The sequence below is a fragment of the Streptomyces sp. DT2A-34 genome (genome assembly GCF_030499515.1).
Lineage (GTDB): Bacteria > Actinomycetota > Actinomycetes > Streptomycetales > Streptomycetaceae > Streptomyces.
In genome coordinates, this window is record NZ_JASTWJ010000001.1 from 7,507,877 (window position 1) to 7,530,504 (window position 22,628).

The window sequence follows — 22,628 nt, forward strand, 5'->3', positions numbered from 1 at the left end:
CAGAGGACCCCGCATGACCATCCGCGTCCTGCTCGCCGACGACCAGGCCCTCCTCCGCAGCGCCTTCCGGGTGCTGGTCGACTCCGAGCCCGACATGGAGGTCGTGGGCGAGGCGTCCGACGGGGCGGAGGCAGTGCGGCTGGCCAAGGAGGAGCGGGCGGACGTCGTCCTGATGGACATCCGGATGCCCGGCACCGACGGCCTCGCCGCCACCCGCATCATCAGCGCCGACCCGGCCCTCGCCCATGTCCGCGTCGTCATCCTCACCACCTTCGAGGTCGACGACTACGTCGTGCAGTCGCTGCGCGCCGGCGCCTCCGGTTTCCTCGGCAAGGGCTCCGAACCCGACGAACTGCTCAGCGCCATCCGCGTCGCGGCCGGTGGCGAGGCCCTGCTGTCCCCGGCCGCCACCAAGGGGCTGATCGCCCGCTTCCTCGCCCAGGGCGACGGCGCGGACGACCTTGATCCCGCCCGCGCCGAGCGGCTCGACGCGCTCACCGTCCGGGAGCGCGAGGTCCTGGTCCAGGTCGCCGGCGGGCACTCCAACGACGAGATCGCCGAGCGGTTGGAGGTCAGCCCGCTGACCGTGAAGACGCACGTCAACCGGGCCATGTCCAAGCTCGGCGCCCGCGACCGGGCGCAACTGGTGGTGATCGCGTACGAGTCGGGGCTGGTACGTCCAAGGGTGGAGTGACCTCTGACGGGCGTACTGCGCCCGGAGTATGCGCCGTATAAGGAAATGGACCTGGGGCCTACGAAACCGGGCTCCTTGATGGCTCAGGGTGTAGGGGCGGGCGCTCACATGTGCGCCACAGACGCCCCTGCCACGTCCGCTGCCCACTTCTGCCGCTCACAGAAGAGAGACCCTGACCCATGTCCTGGCTGTCGAGATTCAGCCTCGCCCAACGTGCCCTCATAGGCCTGATGTCGATCATCGCCATCGCCTTCGGCGCCATCGCGATACCCCAGCTCAAGCAGCAGCTGCTGCCCTCCATCGAACTGCCGATGGTGTCCGTGCTGGCGCCGTACCAGGGCGCCTCACCGGACGTGGTCGAGAAGCAGGTCGTCGAGCCGATCGAGGACAGCCTCGAAGCCGTCGACGGCATCACCGGCGTCACCTCCACGGCGAGCGAGGGCAACGCCGTGATCATGGCGTCCTTCGACTACGGCCCCGACACCCAGCAACTCGTCGCCGACGTCCAGCAGGCCGTCAACCGGGCCCGCGTCCAGCTGCCGGACGAGGTGGACCCGCAGGTCATCGCCGGTTCCACGGACGACATCCCGACCGTCGTCCTGGCCGTCACCTCCGACCAGGACCAGCAGGCCCTGGCCGACCAGCTCGACCGTACGGTCGTGACGGAGCTGAAGGACATCGACGGCGTCGGCCAGGTCACCGTCGACGGCGTACGGGACCTCCAGGTCACCGTGGAGCCGGACGACGCGAAGCTGGCGAAGGCGGGCCTGACCTCGGCGGCCCTCTCCCAGGCCCTGCAGGCGGGCGGCGCCACCGTCCCGGCCGGCTCCTTCGACGAGGGCGGCGACAACCGCACGGTCCAGGTGGGCGGCGGCTTCACCTCGCTGGAGCAGATCAAGGACCTGATGGTCACCGGCGAGGGCACCTCCGGGAAGAAGCCGGTCCGCCTCGGTGACGTGGCCACCGTCAAGCAGGAGCAGGCCCCGGCCGACTCCATCACCCGCACCGACGGCAAGCCGTCCCTCGCGGTCGCGGTCACCATGGACCGCGACGGCAGCGCGGTCGCCATCTCGGACGCGGTGCGCGACAAGCTCCCGGAGCTCCGCAAGGACCTCGGCTCGGACGCCACGCTCACCGTGGTCAGCGACCAGGGCCCGGCCGTGAAGAAGTCCATCGACGGCCTGACCACCGAGGGCGCGCTCGGTCTGCTCTTCGCGGTCCTCATCATCCTGGTCTTCCTCGCGTCGATCCGCTCGACGCTGGTGACCGCGGTGTCCATCCCGCTGTCCGTGGTCCTGGCGCTGATCGTGCTGTGGACCAGGGACCTCTCCCTGAACATGCTGACGCTCGGCGCGCTGACCATCGCCATCGGCCGTGTTGTCGACGACTCGATCGTGGTCCTGGAGAACATCAAGCGGCACCTCGGCTACGGCGAGGAGCGCGAGGAGGCCATCCTCAAGGCGGTCCGCGAGGTCGCCGGCGCGGTCACCTCCTCCACCCTCACCACGGTGGCCGTCTTCCTGCCGATCGGCCTGACCGGCGGCATGGTGGGCGAGCTGTTCGGCTCGTTCAGCCTGACGGTGACGGCCGCGCTGCTGGCGTCGCTGCTGGTCTCGCTGACGGTCGTCCCGGTGCTGTCGTACTGGTTCCTGCGCGCCCCGAAGGGCACCCCGGCGGACGCCGACGAGGCCCGCCGCAAGGCCGAGGAGAAGGAGGCGAAGAGCAGGCTCCAGCGCTTCTACGTCCCCGTCCTGCGGTTCGCGACCCGTCGCCGCCTCACCAGCGTGCTGCTCGCGATCGTCATCCTCGCCGGCACGTTCGGCATGGCGCCGCTGCTGAAGACGAACTTCTTCGACCAGGGCGAGCAGGAAGTCCTCACCGTCAAGCAGGAGTTGAAGCCGGGCACCAGCCTGGCGGCCACCGACGAGCAGGCGAAGAAGGTCGAGCAGCTGCTCGCCGGCACCGAGGGCGTCAAGGACTACCAGGTCACGGTCGGCTCGTCCGGCTTCATGGCCGCCTTCGGCGGCGGCACCGACACCAACCAGGCGTCGTACCAGGTGATGCTGGCGGACTCGGCGTCTTACGACGAGGTGCAGGACCGTATCGAGGCGGGCCTGAAGAAGCTCGACGGCATCGGTACGACCACCATCGCGGCCGGTGACGGCTTCGGCGCCCAGGACCTGAGCGTCGTCGTGAAGGCGGCCGACGCGGGCGTCCTGCGCACGGCGGCCGAGCAGGTCCGGGAGGCGGTGGCCGGCCTGGACGACGTCACGGACGTGACCAGCGACCTGTCGCAGAGCGTGCCGCGCATCTCGGTGAAGGCCAACGACAAGGCGGCCGCGGCCGGTTTCAACGACCAGACCCTCGGGATGGCCGTCGCCCAGGCGGTCCGCGGGAACACGGCGGCGCAGGCCACCCTCGACGACACCGAGCGGGACGTCGTCATCGAGTCGGCGAAGCCCGCGAAGACGCTGAAGCAGCTTCAGGACCTGTCTCTGGGCCGGGTGAAGCTCGGTGACATCGCGGACGTGAAGCTGGTGGACGGCCCGGTCTCGATGACCCGGATCGACGGCCGGCGCGCCGCCACGATCACCGCCAAGCCGACCGGCGACAACACCGGCGCGGTGAGCGCGGACCTCCAGTCCAAGATCAACGGGCTGACGCTCCCGGCGGGCGCGACGGCCGAGATCGGCGGCGTCTCGCAGGACCAGGACGAGGCGTTCGCCAACCTGGGCCTGGCGATGCTCGCGGCGATCGCGATCGTCTTCATGCTGCTGGTGGCGACCTTCCGCTCGCTGGCCCAGCCGCTGATCCTGCTCGTGTCGATCCCGTTCGCGGCGACCGGCGCGATCGGCCTCCTGGTGGCGACCGGCACCCCGATGGGCGTCCCCGCGATGATCGGCATGCTGATGCTGATCGGCATCGTGGTGACGAACGCGATCGTCCTGATCGACCTCATCAACCAGTACAGGAAGCAGGGTTACGGCGTCGTGGAGGCCGTGATCGAGGGCGGCCGGCACCGGCTGCGCCCGATCCTCATGACGGCCCTGGCGACGATCTTCGCCCTGCTCCCGATGGCCGCGGGTGTCACCGGCGAGGGCGGCTTCATCGCCCAGCCGCTGGCGGTGGTCGTCATCGGCGGCCTGATCACCTCGACCATGCTGACGCTGCTGCTCGTTCCGACGCTCTACACGATGCTGGAACTCCGCAAGGAGCGCCGGGCGAAGAAGCGGGCGGCGAAGAAGGCCGAGAAGGCCGGGACACCTCCTCAGCCGGCGGAATCGGGGGAGCCCGAACCCGCGGGAGTGTGACGGCCCTTGTCGTACGGCGGCCGGGTCCCTGATCCACGGAGATCGCGGACCCGGCCGCTGCCGTACCCGGGGTTACGTATTCTGTGGCCTCGAACTGATCTGCGGCGGAAGGGGATTCGCGCGTGCCGCTGCACAGGGACGACCCGAAATCGGTCGGCGGCTACAAGCTGGTCGACCGGCTCGGGGCCGGAGGCATGGGAATCGTCTACCGGGGCAGGGCGCGCTCGGGCCGCGAGGTCGCCGTGAAGGTGGTGCACGCCCAGTACGCCGAGGACCCCGTCTTCCGCACCCGCTTCCGGCAGGAGATCGAGGCGGTCCGCAAGGTGAGCGGCGCCTTCACCGCCCCGGTCGTGGACGCCGACCCGGAGGCGGTACGGCCCTGGATGGCGACCCAGTACGTGCCCGGCCGCTCGCTCGCCGACCGCCTCCGCGAGCGGGGCCCGCTGCGCGCCGCCGAACTGCGGCAGCTGGCCCTGGGGTTGGTGGAGGCGCTGCGGGACATCCACCGTGCCGGGGTCGTGCACCGGGACCTGAAGCCGGCCAACGTCCTGATGGCCGAGGACGGCCCCCGCGTCATCGACTTCGGCATATCCCGCGCGGCGGAGAACCACCAGACCCTCACCGAGACCGGCCAGATGATCGGCACCCCGCCGTTCATGTCCCCCGAACAACTCACCGACGCCCGCAAGGTCGGCCCCGCGTCGGACGTCTTCTCACTCGGCGCGCTCCTGGTGTACGCCACGACCGGACGGGGCCCTTTCGACGCCGACAGCCCCTATCTGACGGCGTATCGGGTGGTGCACAACGAGCCGGTGCTCGACGGCATCGGGCAGCCGTTCCGGGGCATCCTGGAGCGCTGCCTGACCAAGGATGCCGAGGGGCGGCCCGGACTCGACGAGCTGGCCCGGGAGTTCGCGGCCGCCCTGCCGGAGGCCGCCCCCGGCGACCTGCCGACGGTGACGCTGCGCGGGGACGCACCGGTGGTGCCGCAGACCCGCCCCGGCACCCTCGCCGACCCGGCGTCGACCGGCGGGGCCGGCCGCCGACGCCGTATCCGCCCCCTGCCGGCCGTGACCGGCACGGTGGGCGCGCTGACGCTCGGGCTGACGGCGTATCTGCTGCTCGGGCCGGGCTGGGCGGGCAGCGAGGCCACGCCGTCGTCGGCCTCGCGGTGGGCGGCGCTGCCCAGCGACTGGAAGCCCTGGCAGACGACGGTGTTCGAGACATCACCGCTGGGCCTGAAGCAGGCGCTGGGAGGGGAGGAGGGCCTGCTGGCGGGGGAGCCCGAGTGTGTCATGCACGAGGACGCCGTCTACTGCGCCGGCGAGAGCGTCCTCCCGGTCCGCGTGGACGCCGAGACCGGCAAGATCGTCTGGCGTGCCGAGGTCGCACCCGCCGACACCGTGAGCGGGAGGTACTCCGCCTCCCTGCTCGGTGCCCAGCGCGGCACAGTGCTCCTGTGGCAGAGCATCACCACCGAATCCGCCGTGGACGACCCGGTCCACGTCCTCGCCCTCGACGCCCGGACCGGCGATCAACTGTGGCGGCACAAGGTGGAGAACGAGAACCTCGACCTGGCCCTGTCCGGCGACGTGGTGCTGACCTCCGACAACGGCCGGACGGTGACGGCCCGTTCCCTGCGCACCGGCGCCGAGCGCTGGACGCTGAAGGTGCCCACCGATCACTACTGCTCGTTCATGACGGTCGGTGCCGGGCTGTACGCCCAGTTCACCCCGAACGACGGGCAGGCCAACACCTCCCAGCTCCTGGAGGTGGACCGGACCGACGGCTCGGTGCGGCACCGCCTGAAGGTCCCCGTGACCAGCGGTGTCGTCGGGGGCCTCGACGGACGGCTGGTGCTGCTGGAGACGAACGAGGAGGACGCGCAGCTGGGCGAGGGCCTGATCTACGACAGGATCGCGCTGGTGGACCCGAAGACCGGAGCCCGTACCACGAGGAAGCTGGCCGACGAGTACGGTGACACGGTCACGCTGGCGGACGGCACGTTGTGGTTCACCTCGTCCAACGGCCAGGTGGTCGCCGTGGCGGCGCGCACCGGCAAGGTGCTGTGGCGGGCCCACACCAGCCTGGAACAACCGGGAGAGGCCCGGTACGACGCGCGGGCCGACGTTGTGTACCTGGCCAGCGCCAGCGGCCGGGTGGCGGCCCTCGACGGGCACAAGGGAACGGTGCTGTGGGAGACGCTCCCGCACAGCACCTCGGTGACGCCCGGCACGTACGCCCCCAAGGTGATGTTCCACGACGGCGCGCTGGTCGTGTCCATCCCGAACGGCACCCTCTTCACCCTCGACCCCGCGCACCCCGAGCGGCAGCCCGTCTCGGGGTGACAGCGGGGCCGTGCGGGTCTACGGCAGCGCCAGCATCCGCTCCAGCGCCAGCTTCGCGAACGCCTCGGTCTCCTTGTCGACCTCGATGCGGTTGACCAGGTTGCCCTCGGCGAGGGACTCCAGGGTCCAGACCAGGTGGGGCAGGTCGATGCGGTTCATCGTCGAGCAGAAGCAGACCGTCTTGTCGAGGAAGACGATCTCCTTGCCCTCCGGCGCGAAACGGTTCGCCAGGCGGCGTACGAGGTTCAGCTCGGTCCCGATGGCCCACTTGGAGCCGGCCGGGGCGGCCTCCAGGGCCTTGATGATGTACTCGGTCGAACCGACGTAGTCCGCCGCGGCCACGACCTCGTGCTTGCACTCGGGGTGGACCAGCACATTGACGCCGGGGATCCGGGCGCGCACGTCCTCCACGGACTCCAGGCTGAAGCGGCCGTGCACCGAGCAGTGACCGCGCCACAGGATCATCTTCGCGGCCCGCAGCTCGTCGGCCGTCAGCCCGCCGTTCGGCTTGTGCGGGTTGTAGACGACGCAGTCCTCCAGGGACATGCCCATGTCCCGGACGGCGGTGTTGCGGCCCAGGTGCTGGTCGGGCAGGAACAGCACCTTCTCGCCCTGCTCGAAGGCCCAGTCCAGGGCCCGTTTCGCGTTCGACGAGGTGCAGATCGTGCCGCCGTGCTTGCCCGTGAACGCCTTGATGTCCGCGGAGGAGTTCATGTACGACACGGGGACGACCTGCTCGGCTATGCCGGCCTCGGTCAGCACGTCCCAGCACTCCGCCACCTGCTCGGCCGTCGCCATGTCGGCCATCGAGCAGCCGGCGGCGAGGTCGGGCAGGACGACCTTCTGGTCGTCGGAGGTCAGGATGTCCGCCGACTCCGCCATGAAGTGCACACCGCAGAACACGATGTACTCGGCCTCCGGGCGCGCGGCCGCGTCGCGGGCCAGCTTGAAGGAGTCACCGGTCACGTCCGCGAACTGGATGACCTCGTCGCGCTGGTAGTGGTGGCCGAGCACGAAGACCTTGTTCCCGAGCTTCTCCTTGGCCGCGCGGGCGCGCTCGACCAGGTCCGGGTCGGACGGCGAGGGAAGGTCGCCGGGACACTCGACGCCGCGCTCGCTCCTGGGGTCGGCCTCACGGCCGAGGAGCAGCAGGGCGAGGGGCGTCGGCTGTACGTCGAGCTCCGTGGTCTGGGCGGTGGTCACGACACGCACCCTTTCTGTTCTGCGGCTCGCCGGGACCGGAAGATCCGGACCCGGCGGGTCATGCGGGACACCTTCATCGACTTTTCGTCGAATTGACGCTATCTATCATAACCGGTTCACGTCAGTTTGACGATGGCCATCGCGTCGATGTGACGTGAATCCCGATGACGGGCGCGCGTATTCCCCCATGAGGCGTTTTCCGCTTCGCGCACCGTGTGCGAGCATGAAGAAGGACCGATAAGACAAGCGCCCGGCCCGGAATGAATCCGCGGCCCCGCCGGTTGCAACCGTCGGCAAGCAGTCTCCGTACAACCCGGGAGAGATGTAGATGTCCGTATCGGACGAGACCAGCACCGTCACCGACGGCATCGTCCTGACCGACGCCGCCGCGTCCAAGGTCAAGGCCCTGCTCGACCAGGAAGGCCGTGACGACCTCGCCCTGCGCGTCGCCGTCCAGCCCGGCGGCTGCTCCGGCCTGCGCTACCAGCTCTTCTTCGACGAGCGTTCCCTCGACGGCGACGTGGTCAAGGACTTCGGCGGTGTGAAGGTCGTCACCGACCGCATGAGTGCCCCCTACCTGGGCGGCGCCACCGTCGACTTCGTGGACACCATCGAGAAGCAGGGCTTCACGATCGACAACCCGAACGCGACGGGCTCCTGCGCCTGCGGCGACTCCTTCAACTGAGCAGCCCGGCCGAGCCCGCCGGCACACGGGAAGGCGGCGACCCCCTCCGACGGGGCCGCCGCCTTCCCGCGTCCGCAGGCCCTTACCGGGCCCCGGACGTCTCCGGTGCGTCCGGAAGCCGCGTCCCGGGCTTCTCCAGCGGGATCGCCTGCCCGTCCGAACCCACGACCTCGCGGTCACCGAGCGGCTCATCCAGCTGCACGGTCTTGTGGAACACCTTGGCGATCATGATGCAGACCTTGTCCGGCTGAGAGGTCGCGGTCACCTGGACCGTCACCTGGTCCTCGCTCTCGCTCGCCGTCACCTTGTACTCGGCGCACACGCCGCCCGTGAAGGCCACGGTCAGTTCCCGGCCGTCGACGGTGTAGCCGTCCACCGCCACGTTCCGCGTGACCGGCGCCGAGGTCGGCTCGTCCTTCGGCTCGGTCGGCCGCGGGGTCGGCTGCCCGCTCGGCTGTCCGCTCGGCTCCTCGGACGGTGTGGCCGAGACCAGGTACTCCGGGTCGACCGCCGGATACGTCACCGTGAAGCTGTCCTGCGCGCCCGGCGCCCGCACCTCGAACAGCCAGGACGGCACCAGCGCCTGCCGCGTGTCCACATAGTGCGAGGCCAGCCCGAACACCGCCTTCTCGACCGTGACGGTGTCCTTCGCCGGCGCACCCGTCGAGGCCTCCGACCCGCAAGGCGCCTCAAGGCGGTCCTTCAGCGGTACGGGGCTGGCGCAGCCGCCTATGCCCATGCGGTGGTCGGTCCCCGGTGCCGCGTTCATCAGCCCGAGCGTCTTCTCGGCACCCAGCACGGGGTACGTGTCCCCCTTCACCGGCGCCTTCAACTGGCCGCTCCCGCCGACCACTTCACCCTGGGCGCTCACCGTGACCCCGGTCGTCCAGCCGTACGTGGGCAGTCCGCCGACGAGGGGGCTGGCGTTCACGACCCGCTGGGCGCCCATGAGCTGGCTCGCGTCGAGCTTCGCGTCGTCCTGACCCACCGCCTTGAGAACCGGCGCGGCGGCCTTCTTCGCGGCGGCCTCACTCACCGGGTCCCCGGCCGGGTCCGCGGCGCCCTTGTCGCAGACGGTGGTGCTCTCGCAGTTGTCGGTGCCGGCGGCGTACCGGTAGAAGGTCCAGGTCCCCGGCGCCTGCTTGTTCACCTGCAGACTGGGCCCGGACCCGTCCTTCGCCCCGACCTTCCAGGTCTGCCCCTGCGCCACCGGCTTCCCGTCCACCCCGAGCGCCTCGGCCAGCCGGGCCACCTTGTCCGCGCCGACCTCACCCCGGGCCCGGTACACCGGCGCCGAGCCGGGCCCGTCCGCCAGCTCCCCGTCGGCCTTGTAGGTGACGCCGTACGGGTTGGGCTCCCCGGGTGCGATGCCGCCGGTACCGCCGGAACCGCCCTCGGTGTAGCCGTCGAGGTGGAGCGGCGGGGGAGTGCCGTCGCCGGACGCCCCCGACGCCGTACCGCCGTCCCACCCTCCGGACGCACTCGCGGCGAGGTAGGCCCCGCCGCCCCCGACGAGCAGCACGGCTGCGGCGACGGAGGCGATGATCGCGGGGGAGCGGCGCCGGGCGAAATCGCCGACTCCGGCCTCTTGGTGAGCGGCACCTTCATGATCGGTCTCTTCATGAGCGCGCTCGTCCTTGGCCCCCGCGGCCTCGGCGTCGGGAACGGTGGTGCCGTCCTCCACGGCACCGGCGGCGCCGTTTTCCTCCCGGACGCCCTGCTCCTCGGCGGAGCCGTCGGCGCCCGTGTCGTCGTTCTCGGGTCGCTCGGTGTTCACCGCATCGCTCCTTCGGCTGCGCACATGTCCCATGACCCTGACCGGACCCTGCCAAAAAGGTCGGCCCACGGGGTCGTATCCCGCATCCCCTTTACGGGGGACAGCGATGGGACGCAGCGGGGGAGCGCGCGGTTCCCTGAAAGGCGCCGATTCGGCCGCCGGAGTTCGATCAGTCGCCGTAGCCGATCAGTCGCCGTAGTCCGACATCGCGTCCAGCAGCCGCGCCGATTTCGGCGGCACGGTCACTCCATGGATGAGTGAGGGGGAGACCGGACGGGAAAGGACACGGTCGGGAGCGGTCCAATGGGGAGCCATCCGCGCGCAGTCACCGCGCAGCGACGCCAGGTCGCCCTCCAGGTCGATCGGAGCCGGGGCGTGGACCTCGATTTTCGTCATATCGGAACCGTAGGCACGCAGGAGCCCGCGAAGAAAGATCTACTATCGGGTAGTTTCGACTGCTTCAGAGTCCCGGTCACGAACGGTAGCGTGGACTGTCAATCCCACCTCCCCGCAGGAGACTCCACGCCGTGCGCATCGCAGTCACCGGCTCCATCGCCACCGACCACCTCATGACCTTCCCCGGCCGCTTCGCCGACCAGTTCGTCGCGGACCAGCTGCACACGGTCTCGCTCTCCTTCCTGGTCGACAACCTGGACGTACGCCGGGGCGGCGTAGGCGCGAACATCGCCTTCGGCATGGGCCAGCTGGGCACGAAGCCGATCCTGGTCGGCGCCGCGGGCTCCGACTTCGACGAGTACCGGGCCTGGCTGGACCGGCACGGCGTCGACACCGGCTCGGTCCGCATCTCCGAGACCCTGCACACCGCCCGCTTCGTCTGCACCACCGACGCCGACCACAACCAGATCGGCTCCTTCTACACGGGTGCGATGAGCGAGGCCCGCCTGATCGAGCTGAAGACCGTCGCGGACCGCGTCGGCGGCCTCGACCTGGTCCTCATCGGCGCCGACGACCCCGAGGCGATGCTCCGCCACACCGAGGAGTGCCGCTCCCGCGAGATCCCCTTCGCCGCGGACTTCTCCCAGCAGATCGCCCGCATGAACGGCGACGAGATCCGGATACTGCTGGACGGAGCGACGTACCTCTTCTCGAACGAGTACGAGAAGGGCCTCATCGAGTCCAAGACCGGCTGGACCGACGAGGAGATCCTGTCCAAGGTCGGCCACCGCGTCACGACCCTCGGCTCGCGCGGCGTACGCATCGAGCGCAAGGGCGAGGACCCGATCGAGGTCGGCTGCCCGGAGGAGGACCGCAAGGCCGACCCCACGGGCGTCGGCGACGCCTTCCGTGCCGGGTTCCTCTCCGGCCTCGCCTGGGGCGTCTCGCTGGAGCGGGCCGCGCAGGTCGGCTGCATGCTGGCGACGCTCGTCATCGAGACCGTCGGCACGCAGGAGTACCAGCTGCGACGGGCCCACTTCATGGACCGCTTCACCAAGGCCTACGGGCATGACGCCGCCGCCGACGTCCAGGCGCACCTGGGCTGACTCCTCGCCCCTCGGGGCGTTCAGCTCACCCGGCGGACCAAGTACGCCGTCCCTTGGTCCGCCGGTTCCTCACCGACGTACTCCTGCCCCCGCATCGCGCACCACGCCGGGATGTCCAGCCGGGCCGCCTCGTCGTCGGCGAGTACGCGGACCGTGCCGCCCACGGGCACCTCGCCGATCACCTTGGCCAGCTCGATGACCGGAAGCGGACAGAGCTTGCCGATCGCGTCCACGACCAGGACGTCCTCCCGTACGACCGTGCTGGGCACCGGCGCCCCGAGCTTCTCCCGCACGGACGCCACGGCCCCCGGCAGCACCTCCAGGAACCGCTCGACGTCCTGTGCCGCTGTCCCGAACGGCAACGAAACCCTCACGTTTCCCTCGCTCAGCACCCCCATCGCCCTCAGCACATGGCTGGGCGTCAACGTGCTGCTCGTACAGGACGAACCGGAGGAGACCGAGAACCCGGCACGATCCAGCTCGTGCAGCAAGGTCTCCCCGTCGACATAGAGACAGGAGAAGGTGACGACACCGGGCAGTCGCCGCACCGGATCGCCGACCACCTCCACATCCGGCACCAGCCGCGGCACCCGCGCCCGGATCCGCTCCGTCAGCTCCCGCAGCCGTACCGCCTCTTGGGCCGCCTCCGCCTGTACGGCCCGCAGCGAGGCCGCCGCGGCGACGATCGCCGGGATGTTCTCGAACCCGGCCGCCCGCCCCGACTCCCGCTCATCCAGAGGCCCTTGCGCGGCGAACCGCACCCCTTTGCGTACGACGAGCAGCCCGACCCCCGACGGCCCACCCCATTTATGGGCACTCCCGGTCAACACCGACCAGTCACCCTCGACGCGCCCCCACCCGAGCGACTGCGCCGCGTCCACCAACAACGGCACCCCGGCCTCCCGGCACACCCCGGCCACCTCCGCCACCGGCTGCTCGGCCCCCACCTCGTGGTTGGCCGACTGGAGGCAGGCGAGGGCGGTATCCGCCCGAAGGGCCTGCGCGTACCCCTGCACGCTCACGGCCCCCGCCCGGTCCACCTCGACCTGCGTGACCGCCCCGCCCTCGGCCTCGTGCGCGTCAGCCGCATGGAGCACAGAGGAGTGTTCGACGGCAGACACAATCAGGTGACGCCCGACCCGCCGCCGCCCCGCCAACACCCCGGCGACACCCGAGTGCACGGCTTTCGTCCCCGAAGAGGTGAACACCAACTCGTCGGCCCGGCACCCCACAGCCTCGGCAGCGGCCTCCCGGGCCGCGTCCAGCAGCATCCGGGCCCTGCGGCCTTCCCTGTACAGACGTGCGGGATCAGCCCACCCTTCATCGAGCGAGGCCTGTAGCGCCTGCCGGGCAACGGGATGGAGAGGAGCACTGGAAGCAGCGTCGAAGTAAGCCACACAGCAACGCTAAACGTCCGGTCACCGCAACGTCCTTTCAGGGGCGCGGGGCGGTGACATCTGCGGCTCCGCCGCGGGGCGCGACCAGCCACAAACAACCCGCAGCCGCCAATCAAGCGAACCCCCCACTCCAGTAGGCCCCCCTCCCCGCGAACCCCCGGAGGGCGTCGGCTAGGGTTTGGTCCGCATAAACATCCAAACCCCTGCCCGTCGCAGGGCGGCGACCGACCAGCGAGAAGGCAGGCCGCAGCCATACCGCGCGGGCGAGACTCTCGGGAAGGCGCTACGTGAGTCCCAACGGCTCCGACCGCTCGCCGCGGCGCCCGATGCGGCGGAAGCTGCTGCAGGCAATGACTGCGGGCCTGGTCCTGGCGACAGCCACCGGTTGCTCGTACAACTGGGAAGACTTCCCTCGCCTTGGTATGCCCACCCCGACCACGGAAGAGGCTCCGCGGATCCTCTCCCTGTGGCAGGGTTCCTGGGCGGCGGCGCTCGCCGTCGGTGTGCTGGTGTGGGGCCTCATCCTGTGGAGCGCCATCTTCCACCGGCGCAGCCGCACCAAGGTCGAGGTCCCTCCGCAGACCCGGTACAACATGCCGATCGAGGCGCTGTACACGGTGGTCCCGCTCATCATCGTCTCGGTCCTGTTCTACTTCACGGCCCGCGACGAGTCGAAGCTCCTCACGCTCAAGGACAAGCCCGACGTCACCGTCAACGTCGTCGGCTTCCAGTGGAGCTGGTGCTTCAACATGATCGAGAGCGTCGACGGTTCCACCGGCGACGCCAAGACGGCCAAGGAACTGGCCGCGATCCCGGACCGGTTCAAGGAAGACTTCCCGGCGAACGCCGGCGGTGTCTACGACTGCGGCACTCCCGGCACCCGGAACCCGCAGACAGGCAACCCGGGCCCGACCCTGTGGCTCCCCAAGGGCAAGACGGTCCGCTTCGTCCTCACCTCGCGTGACGTCATCCACTCCTTCTGGGTGGTGCCGTTCCTGATGAAGCAGGACGTCATCCCGGGCCACACCAACGCCTTCGAGGTGACCCCCAACAAGGAGGGCACCTTCCTGGGCAAGTGCGCCGAACTCTGCGGCGTCGACCACTCCCGGATGCTGTTCAACGTGAAGGTCGTCTCCCCCGAGCGCTACGAGCAGCACCTCAAGGACCTCGCCAAGAAGGGGCAGACCGGTTACGTTCCCGCCGGCATCGCGCAGACGAGCCACGAGAAGAACCGGGAGACGACAAACCTGTGAGCATCCTCAACGAACCCCAGGGTGCCGCGGCAGCTGAGGACTCGTACGAGAACGAGCTGCCGGTCAGGCGCAAGCAGCCCGGCAACGTCGTGGTCAAGTGGCTCACCACCACCGACCACAAGACGATCGGAACGCTGTACCTCGTCACGTCGTTCGCGTTCTTCGTGATCGGCGGCGTGATGGCGCTGCTCATGCGCGCCGAGCTGGCCCGTCCGGGCCTGCAGATCATGTCGAACACGCAGTTCAACCAGGCGTTCACGATGCACGGCACGATCATGCTGCTGATGTTCGCGACGCCGCTGTTCGCCGGCTTCGCGAACTGGATCATGCCGCTGCAGATCGGCGCGCCGGACGTGGCCTTCCCCCGGCTGAACATGTTCGCCTACTGGCTGTACCTGTTCGGCTCGCTCATCGCGGTCGGCGGCTTCCTCACCCCGCAGGGTGCGGCCGACTTCGGCTGGTTCGCCTACTCCCCGCTGTCGGACGCGGTCCGCAGCCCGGGTATCGGCGCCGACTTGTGGATCATGGGTCTGGCCTTCTCCGGCTTCGGCACGATCCTCGGCTCGGTCAACTTCATCACCACGATCATCTGCATGCGCGCACCGGGCATGACCATGTTCCGCATGCCGATCTTCGTGTGGAACGTGCTGCTGACCGCGGTGCTGGTCCTGCTGGCCTTCCCGGTCCTGGCGGCCGCGCTGTTCGCGCTGGAGGCGGACCGCAAGTTCGGCGCCCACGTCTTCGACTCCGCCAACGGCGGGGCGTTGCTGTGGCAACACCTCTTCTGGTTCTTCGGCCATCCAGAGGTGTACATCATCGCGCTGCCGTTCTTCGGCATCATCTCCGAGGTCATCCCGGTCTTCTCCCGCAAGCCGATGTTCGGCTACATGGGTCTGATCGCGGCGACCATCGCGATCGCGGGTCTGTCCGTGACGGTGTGGGCGCACCACATGTACGTCACCGGCGGCGTACTCCTCCCGTTCTTCTCCTTCATGACGTTCCTCATCGCCGTACCGACCGGCGTGAAGTTCTTCAACTGGATCGGAACGATGTGGAAGGGCTCGTTGTCCTTCGAGACACCGATGCTCTGGGCGACCGGCTTCCTGATCACCTTCACCTTCGGTGGTCTGACCGGCGTCATCCTGGCCTCGCCGCCGATGGACTTCCACGTCTCCGACTCGTACTTCGTGGTGGCCCACTTCCACTACGTCGTCTTCGGCACCGTCGTCTTCGCGATGTTCTCCGGCTTCCACTTCTGGTGGCCGAAGATGACCGGCAAGATGCTCGACGAGCGCCTCGGCAAGATGACCTTCTGGACGCTGTTCATCGGCTTCCACGGCACCTTCCTGGTCCAGCACTGGCTGGGCGCCGAGGGCATGCCGCGTCGTTACGCCGACTACCTCGCGGCCGACGGCTTCACCGCCCTGAACACCATCTCGACGATCAGCTCGTTCGTGCTCGGCGCGTCGCTGCTGCCCTTCTTCTACAACGTGTGGAAGACGGCCAAGTACGGCAAGCCGGTCGGCGTCGACGACCCGTGGGGCTACGGCCGCTCGCTGGAGTGGGCGACGTCCTGCCCGCCGCCGCGGCACAACTTCCTCACTCTGCCGCGGATCCGTTCCGAATCCCCGGCGTTCGACCTGCACCACCCTGAGATCGCCGCCCTCGACCAGCTCGAGAACGCTCCTCACGGTGAGAAGGCTCTGGCTGGTGGCAAGGAGGCCGGCAAGTGAAGGTTCAGGGCAAGATGTTCATCTGGCTGAGCGTCTTCATCCTCGCCATGGCGGTCGTCTATGGCGTGTGGTCGAAGGAGCCGGCCGGCACGACGGCCCTCTTCCTGGCCTTCGGTCTGTCCATCATGATCGGCTTCTACCTGGGCTTCACGGCCCGGCGGGTCGACACGGGCGCCCAGGACAACAAGGAGGCGGACGTCGCGGACGACGCCGGCGAGGTCGGGTTCTTCAGCCCGCACAGCTGGCAGCCGCTCTCCCTCGCGATCGGCGGCGCCTTCGCCTTCCTGTCGATCGCGATCGGCTGGTGGCTGATGTACTTCTCGGCGCCGCTGATCCTGATCGGCGTCTGGGGCTGGGTCTTCGAGTACTACCGCGGTGAGAACCGCACCCAGTAACGCGAGCTGAGCTCACCAGGAGCCCGGACACTCCGTCAGGAGCGTCCGGGCTCCTGCGTATGCCGCAATCGGCATCACCCGGACGCGCTATCCGGCGCGCCATGGTTGACGTGGCTTCCTAGCGTGAGGCCATGAGCAAAACACCGCGCACGAGCCCCGCCATAGGCTGCACGCTCCTGCTGGTCGCGCTCGGGGCGACCGCCACCGGCTGCGGCAGCGACGGCAACCCGCTGTCCGCCGAGCCGTACGACGCGGCCGACCAGATCGCCTTCAACGGCCCCACGGGCGACGGCAAGAAGGCCGACCCCGACAAGCCCCTGGAGATCACCGCGGAGGACTCCGACGGCCGCATCACGGACGTCACCGCCAGGGACGCCGCAGGACGCCACGTCGCGGGCGAACTCTCCGCCGACGGCACCCGCTGGCACAGCACCTCCCCGCTCGCCGCCAACGCCCGCTACACGGTCCGCGTGAGCACCGAGGACGAGGACGGCGCCCCCGGCCGCAAGGTCCTCACCTTCGACACCAGCAGGCCGACGACCCAGAAGCACCTGACGGTGGAGTTCGGCCCGAAGGCGGGCACATACGGCGTGGGCCAGCCCGTCACGGCCAAACTGAACCAGCCCGTGAAGGACAGGACGCAGCGGCAGACGGTCGAGCGGGCCCTCAAGGTCGACTCCACGCCCGCCGTGGAGGGCGCCTGGCACTGGGTGGACGACAAGGAACTCCACTACCGCCCCAAGGAGTACTGGCCCACCCAGGCCACGATCCGGGCCCGCAGCAACCTCGAAGGCATCAAGATCAGCGACCGTCTCCGGGGCGGCAAGGTCAAGCCCCTGACGATCACCATCGGCGACCAGGTCATCGCCGTCACGGACGCCGCGTCCCACCAGCTGACGCTCTACCGCAACGGCGAGGAGGTCAGGTCGATACCGGTCACGACCGGCAAGCCCGGCTTCGAGACCCGCAACGGCGTCAAGGTCGTCCTGGGCAAGGAGTACTTCGTACGTATGCGCGGCACCAGCATCGGCATAGCGGAGGGCTCCGCCGACTCGTACGACCTACCGGTCTACTACGCCACCCGCGTGACCTGGAGCGGCGAGTACGTCCACGCCGCCCCCTGGTCGGTCGGCTCCCAGGGCTACGCCAACGTCAGCCACGGCTGCACCGGCATGAGCACCGCCAACGCCGAGTGGTTCTTCGACAACGTCCGCGAGGGCGACATCGTCAAGGTCATCAACTCGTACGGCAACACGATGGAACCGTTCGGCAACGGTTTCGGCGACTGGAACCTGGACTGGAAGAAGTGGCGGGGCGGCAGCGCGCTGGTGGGCGGCACCCCCGACGGCCCAAGGCCTGAAGAGGCAGCACGTCTCAGGCCGACAGTAGTGTGACGCCCCTAGGGGCGCGGGGAACTGCGCGACCAGCCACAACGGACCCGCAGTCGCCCACGAAACGCGAACCCCCGAGCTCTCAGGCGCTCTGAAGGTTCTTCGTCCGCAACAGCGAAGCCAACGCCGCCGCGAACTCCACCGGCTCCACAGGCAACGTCACCGCCGCCTCGGCCCGACTCCACGTGGCCAGCCACGCATCCTGCGGCCGCCCGATCAGCAGCAGCACAGGCGGGCAGTTGAACACCTCGTCCTTGATCTGCCGGCAGACCCCCATGCCTCCCATGGGCACGGCCTCCCCGTCCAGCACACAGACGTCGATGCCCCCCTTGTCCAGCTCGCGCACCACCGCGGCAGGCGTCGCACACTCCACGAACTGCACGACAGGCACGTCCGGAGCGGGACGGCGCCCCGTAGCCAACCTCACCTGCTCGCGGGTGTTGGAGTCGTCGCTGTAGACCAGCACTGTGGCGGTCGGCTGCATTGTTCCTCCGTGACGTCAGCGTCGTAAGGACAGGCCCGTTGGGCCGGATGCTACTCCCTTGAACACCACGTCAACACCGGTATGAACGGGGAAGACACTCCGAACGGCACCCCCCGGAGTGAGGGCGGGATAAGCGACCGACATAATGTCGGTCGTGGCGACAGCAACGACAGTAGACAAGGGTCACGCGCACCCGTCGGTCAATCGACCGAACCTCACCAGCGTCGGAACCATCATCTGGTTGAGTTCCGAGCTGATGTTCTTCGCGGCCCTCTTCGCGATGTACTTCACCCTGCGATCGGTGACCGGTCCGGACTTCTGGCACGAGAAGGCGGAGGCCCTGAACTTCCCGTTCTCGGCGACGAACACCACGATCCTGGTGCTCTCCTCCCTCACCTGCCAGCTCGGCGTCTTCGCCGCCGAGCGCGGTGACGTCAAGAAGCTCCGGGGCTGGTTCATCGTCACCTTCGTCATGGGTGCGATCTTCATCGGCGGTCAGGTGTACGAGTACACCGAGCTGGTCAAGCACGAGGGCCTCTCGCTCTCGTCCGACCCGTACGGCTCGGTCTTCTACCTGACCACCGGCTTCCACGGCCTGCACGTGACGGGCGGTCTCATCGCCTTCCTGCTGGTCCTCGGCCGCACCTACGCGGCGAAGAGGTTCACGCACGAGCAGGCGACCGCCGCGATCGTCGTGTCCTACTACTGGCACTTCGTCGATGTCGTCTGGATCGGCCTCTTCGCCACGATCTACATGATCAAGTAGCCGGGCCCGATCCCGCGCGCGTTCCACAAACGCACATACCGCAAGCATCGACGCAGAAGATCCTGACACCGGGGTAATCCGTGAAAAAGCTCTCCGCACGACGACGCCATCCGCTGGCGGCGGTCGTCGTCCTACTCCTCGCGCTGGCGTGCACGGGCACGGTGTACGACTTGTTCGCGCCCACGAGCAAGGCGCAGGCCGAGGAATCCGCCCAGTCCCTCACCATCGAGGAGGGCAAAAAGCTCTACACCGTCGGCTGCGCCAGCTGCCACGGAACCGGCGGTCAGGGCACCTCGGACGGTCCGAGCCTGGTGGGCGTCGGCGCCGCAGCCGTCGACTTCCAGGTCGCGACGGGGCGTATGCCGGCCGCCACCTCCCAGGGCGCCCAGGTCCCGAAGAAGAAGAACATCTACTCGCAGGCTGAGATCGACCAGCTCGCGGCGTTCATCGCCTCGCTGGGCGCCGGCCCCTCCGTCCCGACCGAGGAGCAGTACGGCTCCGAGGGTGCGGACATCGCCAAGGGCGGCGAGCTCTTCCGCAACAACTGCGCCCAGTGCCACAACTTCACGGGCAAGGGCGGCGCGCTGACGAAGGGCAAGTTCGCCCCGACGCTCGAGGATGTCGACCCGAAGCACATCTACGAGGCCATGCAGACCGGCCCGCAGAACATGCCGTCGTTCCCCGACACCACGCTGTCGGAGCAGAACAAGAAGGACATCATCGCGTACCTGCACGCGGTCAACAGCGACGAGACGGTCAACCCGGGTGGTCTGGAGCTGGGCGGCCTCGGCCCGGTCAGTGAGGGCCTCTTCGCCTGGATCTTCGGTCTCGGTGGGTTGATCGCGGTCGCCGTCTGGGTCGCCGCTCGGACCGCAAAGGCCAAGAAGTCATGAGTAGCCAAGAGATTCCAGAAGAGAACCTGCCCGCTGAGCAGGACGCCCGTGTCGCGGTAGCGGACGAGAAGCACCCGTTCGCCGACCCCGGCCTGCCGCCCCACGAGCACCGGATCCAGGACATCGACGAGCGGGCCGCCAAGCGGTCCGAGCGCGCGGTCGCCCTGATGTTCACGGTGTCGATGCTGGCCACCGTCGGCTTCATCGCCTCGTTCGTCACGATCCCGCACGACAAGTCGGTCTTCGTCTTCCCGATCGGGCACCTCAACGCGCTGAACTTCGCGCTGGGTCTGACCCTCGGTACGGCGCTGTTCTGCATCGGCGCGGGCGCGGTCCACTGGGCCCGCACCCTGATGTCCGACGTGGAGGTCGCCGACGACCGGCACGCGATCGCGGCGGAGCCCGAGGTCAAGGCCAAGGTCATGGCCGACTTCCGGCAGGGTGCCAAGGAGTCCGCGCTCGGCCGCCGCAAGCTGATCCGCAACACGATGCTCGGCGCGCTCACCCTGGTGCCGCTCTCCGGTGTCGTCCTGCTGCGTGACCTCGGCCCGCTGCCCGGCACCAAGCTGCGCCACACCATGTGGTCCAAGGGCAAGCTGCTCGTCAACATGAACACCGACGAGCCGCTGCGTCCCTCGGACGTCGCGGTCGGCTCCCTCACCTTCGCCAAGCCGGAGGGCCTGGAGGAGCACGACCACGACTTCCAGAACGAGATCGCCAAGGCCGCCCTGATGATCGTCCGGCTCCAGCCCGACGACATCAAGGACAAGCGCGAGCTCGAGTGGTCGCACGAGGGCATCGTCGCGTACTCGAAGATCTGCACCCACGTCGGTTGCCCGATCTCCCTGTACGAGCAGCAGACGCACCACGTGCTCTGCCCCTGCCACCAGTCCACCTTCGACCTCTCCGACGGTGCCCGAGTGATCTTCGGCCCGGCCGGCCACGCCCTGCCGCAGCTGCGCATCGGCGTGAACGACGAGGGCTACCTCGAGGCGCTCGGCGACTTCGATGAGCCCGTCGGTCCTGCATTCTGGGAGCGCGGATGAGCACTACAGAGACCACCGACCGCTCTCGCGAGAAGGCTCCGGCCGGCGAGCGCGTCGCCGACTGGGCCGACGGCCGGCTGGGGATCTACTCCCTGGCCAAGGCCAACATGCGCAAGATCTTCCCCGACCACTGGTCGTTCATGTTGGGCGAGGTCTGCCTCTACAGCTTCATCATCATCATCCTCACGGGTGTGTACCTGACGCTGTTCTTCCACCCGTCGATGAACGAGGTGGAGTACCACGGCAGTTACGTCCCGCTGCAGGGACAGCTCATGTCGGAGGCGTTCAGCTCGACGCTGCACATCTCCTTCGACGTGCGCGGTGGTCTGCTCATCCGGCAGATCCACCACTGGGCGGCGCTGATCTTCCTCGCGGGCATGTTCGTGCACATGATGCGCGTGTTCTTCACGGGCGCGTTCCGCAAGCCGCGTGAGATCAACTGGCTGTTCGGCTTCCTGCTGTTCGTCCTGGGCATGTTCACCGGTTTCACCGGCTACTCGCTCCCGGACGACCTGCTCTCCGGCACCGGTGTCCGCTTCACCCAGGGCGCGATCCTGTCCATGCCGATCGTCGGCACGTACATCTCGTTCTTCCTCTTCGGCGGCGAGTTCCCGGGCGTCGACTTCGTGGCCCGTTTCTACTCGGTCCACATCCTGCTGCTGCCGGGCATCATGCTCGGCCTGGTGGTCGGCCACCTGATCCTGGTCTTCTACCACAAGCACACGCAGTTCGCGGGCCCCGGAAAGACCAACAAGAACGTCGTCGGCATGCCGCTGCTGCCGGTCTACATGGCCAAGGCCGGAGGCTTCTTCTTCCTGGTCTTCGGTGTCATCGCGGCCATCGCGGCGATCGCGCAGATCAACCCGATCTGGGCGATGGGCCCCTACCGTCCGGACCAGGTGTCCACGGGCGCCCAGCCCGACTGGTACATGGGCTTCGCCGAGGGGCTGGTCCGCTACATGCCGGGCTGGGAGATCAACCTCTGGGGTCACACGCTGGTGCTCGGCGTGTTCATCCCGCTGGTGCTCTTCGGTGTGGTCCTGATGGCGATCGCGGTCTACCCGTTCATCGAGTCCTGGGTCACCGGCGACAAGCGCGAGCACCACATCCTGGACCGTCCGCGCAACGCCCCGACGCGTACCGCGTTCGGCGTCGCCTGGATCACCGTGTACATGATCGGCCTGGTCGGTGGTGGCAACGACCTGTGGGCCACCCACTTCCACCTGTCGATCAACGCGGTCACCTGGTTCGTCCGGATCGGCTTCTTCGCCGGACCGGTGCTCGCCTTCATCATCACCAAGCGGATCTGCCTCGGCCTGCAGCGCCGGGACAAGGACAAGGTGCTGCACGGCCGCGAGTCGGGCATCATCAAGCGCCTGCCGCACGGTGAGTTCATCGAGGTGCACGAGCCGCTCAGCCAGGACGCGCTGTACACCCTCACCGCGCACGAGCAGTACAAGCCGCTCGAGATCGGCCCGACGGTCGACGAGAACGGCGTCGAGCGCAAGGTGAAGGGCTCCGAGAAGCTGCGCGCCAAGCTCAGCAAGTCGTACTTCGACGAGGACGGCCAGATCCCGAAGCCGACCGTCGAGGAGTACAAGGAGATCACGAGCGGCCACGGCCACCACTGACGCTCCGCTTGTGGTGCCGCGTTGTGTGGGCTGTCGTCTGCGGCGCCGTCGTGGCTGGTCGCGCAGTTCCCCGCGCCCCTTCAGGGGCGCGGTCGAACCGCCGCCCCGCCGGACCTGCC

18 protein-coding genes are annotated in these 22,628 nt (G+C 68.8%); 13 read left to right on the forward strand and 5 right to left on the reverse strand.

Features of this window, described 5'->3' with window-relative positions:
* The first annotated feature begins 13 nt into the window (after positions 1 to 13).
* The 3 genes from QQM39_RS33500 (at position 14) to QQM39_RS33510 (ending at position 6,353) form a co-directional block, all read left to right on the forward strand.
* The gene (locus QQM39_RS33500; RefSeq protein ID WP_302001296.1) at positions 14 to 694 is read left to right on the forward strand and encodes a response regulator transcription factor; all 681 of its coding nucleotides are present in this window, start codon (positions 14 to 16) and stop codon (positions 692 to 694) included.
* Between the two features lie 179 nt (positions 695 to 873).
* Positions 874 to 4,005: an efflux RND transporter permease subunit gene (locus QQM39_RS33505; RefSeq protein WP_302001297.1), complete on the forward strand. Its 3,132-nt coding sequence runs from the start codon at positions 874 to 876 to the stop codon at positions 4,003 to 4,005.
* Positions 4,006 to 4,127: 122 nt separating this feature from the next.
* On the forward strand, positions 4,128 to 6,353 hold the full coding sequence (locus QQM39_RS33510) for a protein kinase (RefSeq protein ID WP_302001298.1): 2,226 nt from the start codon (positions 4,128 to 4,130) through the stop codon (positions 6,351 to 6,353).
* An 18-nt stretch (positions 6,354 to 6,371) separates the two neighbouring features.
* Here QQM39_RS33510 and nadA read toward each other — a convergent pair whose 3' ends face one another.
* Complete coding sequence (nadA, locus tag QQM39_RS33515; RefSeq protein WP_302001299.1) at positions 6,372 to 7,556, reverse strand: quinolinate synthase NadA; 1,185 nt, start codon at positions 7,554 to 7,556, stop codon at positions 6,372 to 6,374.
* A gap of 328 nt (positions 7,557 to 7,884) precedes the next feature.
* On the opposite strand from nadA, the gene QQM39_RS33520 reads away from it, so the two are divergent.
* Positions 7,885 to 8,241, forward strand: a complete 357-nt coding sequence (locus tag QQM39_RS33520; protein ID WP_302001300.1) for an iron-sulfur cluster assembly accessory protein — start codon at positions 7,885 to 7,887, stop codon at positions 8,239 to 8,241.
* Between the two features lie 82 nt (positions 8,242 to 8,323).
* Here QQM39_RS33520 and QQM39_RS33525 read toward each other — a convergent pair whose 3' ends face one another.
* Together QQM39_RS33525 and QQM39_RS33530 are read right to left on the reverse strand one after the other, a co-directional pair.
* Complete coding sequence (locus QQM39_RS33525; protein ID WP_302001301.1) at positions 8,324 to 10,018, reverse strand: PT domain-containing protein; 1,695 nt, start codon at positions 10,016 to 10,018, stop codon at positions 8,324 to 8,326.
* 186 nt (positions 10,019 to 10,204) lie between these two features.
* Complete coding sequence (locus QQM39_RS33530) at positions 10,205 to 10,414, reverse strand: hypothetical protein (protein WP_302001302.1); 210 nt, start codon at positions 10,412 to 10,414, stop codon at positions 10,205 to 10,207.
* Positions 10,415 to 10,545: 131 nt separating this feature from the next.
* Between QQM39_RS33530 and QQM39_RS33535 the strand changes: the two genes are divergently transcribed.
* Complete coding sequence (locus QQM39_RS33535; protein WP_302001303.1) at positions 10,546 to 11,520, forward strand: carbohydrate kinase family protein; 975 nt, start codon at positions 10,546 to 10,548, stop codon at positions 11,518 to 11,520.
* A gap of 20 nt (positions 11,521 to 11,540) precedes the next feature.
* On the opposite strand, the gene QQM39_RS33540 is transcribed toward QQM39_RS33535, so the two are convergent.
* Complete coding sequence (locus QQM39_RS33540) at positions 11,541 to 12,917, reverse strand: cysteine desulfurase/sulfurtransferase TusA family protein (RefSeq protein WP_302001304.1); 1,377 nt, start codon at positions 12,915 to 12,917, stop codon at positions 11,541 to 11,543.
* Positions 12,918 to 13,204: 287 nt separating this feature from the next.
* Here QQM39_RS33540 and coxB point away from each other — a divergent pair, with 287 nt between their 5' ends.
* The 4 genes from coxB (at position 13,205) to QQM39_RS33560 (ending at position 17,692) form a co-directional block, all read left to right on the forward strand.
* Positions 13,205 to 14,170 carry a cytochrome c oxidase subunit II gene (gene coxB / locus QQM39_RS33545; protein ID WP_302001305.1) on the forward strand — a complete coding sequence of 322 codons (966 nt, stop codon included), beginning with the start codon at positions 13,205 to 13,207 and terminating at the stop codon, positions 14,168 to 14,170.
* The gene (ctaD, locus tag QQM39_RS33550; RefSeq protein ID WP_302001306.1) at positions 14,167 to 15,903 is read left to right on the forward strand and encodes a cytochrome c oxidase subunit I; all 1,737 of its coding nucleotides are present in this window, start codon (positions 14,167 to 14,169) and stop codon (positions 15,901 to 15,903) included. The genes coxB and ctaD overlap by 4 nt, the downstream gene beginning before the upstream one ends.
* The gene (locus QQM39_RS33555; RefSeq protein ID WP_302001307.1) at positions 15,900 to 16,298 is read left to right on the forward strand and encodes a cytochrome c oxidase subunit 4; all 399 of its coding nucleotides are present in this window, start codon (positions 15,900 to 15,902) and stop codon (positions 16,296 to 16,298) included. Before ctaD ends, QQM39_RS33555 begins: the two co-directional genes overlap by 4 nt.
* Before the next feature lie 131 nt (positions 16,299 to 16,429).
* Positions 16,430 to 17,692 (forward strand): Ig-like domain-containing protein, encoded by a 1,263-nt coding sequence (locus tag QQM39_RS33560; protein ID WP_302001308.1) that lies wholly within the window; start codon positions 16,430 to 16,432, stop codon positions 17,690 to 17,692.
* 79 nt (positions 17,693 to 17,771) lie between these two features.
* Here the strand turns inward: QQM39_RS33560 and QQM39_RS33565 are convergent, their stop codons facing one another.
* Positions 17,772 to 18,173 carry a hypothetical protein gene (locus QQM39_RS33565; protein WP_302001309.1) on the reverse strand — a complete coding sequence of 134 codons (402 nt, stop codon included), beginning with the start codon at positions 18,171 to 18,173 and terminating at the stop codon, positions 17,772 to 17,774.
* Between the two features lie 145 nt (positions 18,174 to 18,318).
* Between QQM39_RS33565 and QQM39_RS33570 the strand changes: the two genes are divergently transcribed.
* The 4 genes from QQM39_RS33570 (at position 18,319) to QQM39_RS33585 (ending at position 22,509) form a co-directional block, all read left to right on the forward strand.
* Positions 18,319 to 18,939 carry a heme-copper oxidase subunit III gene (locus QQM39_RS33570; protein ID WP_062718947.1) on the forward strand — a complete coding sequence of 207 codons (621 nt, stop codon included), beginning with the start codon at positions 18,319 to 18,321 and terminating at the stop codon, positions 18,937 to 18,939.
* Positions 18,940 to 19,019: 80 nt separating this feature from the next.
* Positions 19,020 to 19,832: a c-type cytochrome gene (locus tag QQM39_RS33575; RefSeq protein ID WP_302001312.1), complete on the forward strand. Its 813-nt coding sequence runs from the start codon at positions 19,020 to 19,022 to the stop codon at positions 19,830 to 19,832.
* The gene (locus QQM39_RS33580; RefSeq protein WP_302001313.1) at positions 19,829 to 20,878 is read left to right on the forward strand and encodes a ubiquinol-cytochrome c reductase iron-sulfur subunit; all 1,050 of its coding nucleotides are present in this window, start codon (positions 19,829 to 19,831) and stop codon (positions 20,876 to 20,878) included. The genes QQM39_RS33575 and QQM39_RS33580 overlap by 4 nt, the downstream gene beginning before the upstream one ends.
* A complete protein-coding gene (locus QQM39_RS33585; RefSeq protein ID WP_302001314.1) occupies positions 20,875 to 22,509 on the forward strand; it encodes a cytochrome bc complex cytochrome b subunit in 1,635 nt (544 codons plus the stop codon). Before QQM39_RS33580 ends, QQM39_RS33585 begins: the two co-directional genes overlap by 4 nt.
* Positions 22,510 to 22,628 lie beyond the last annotated feature (119 nt).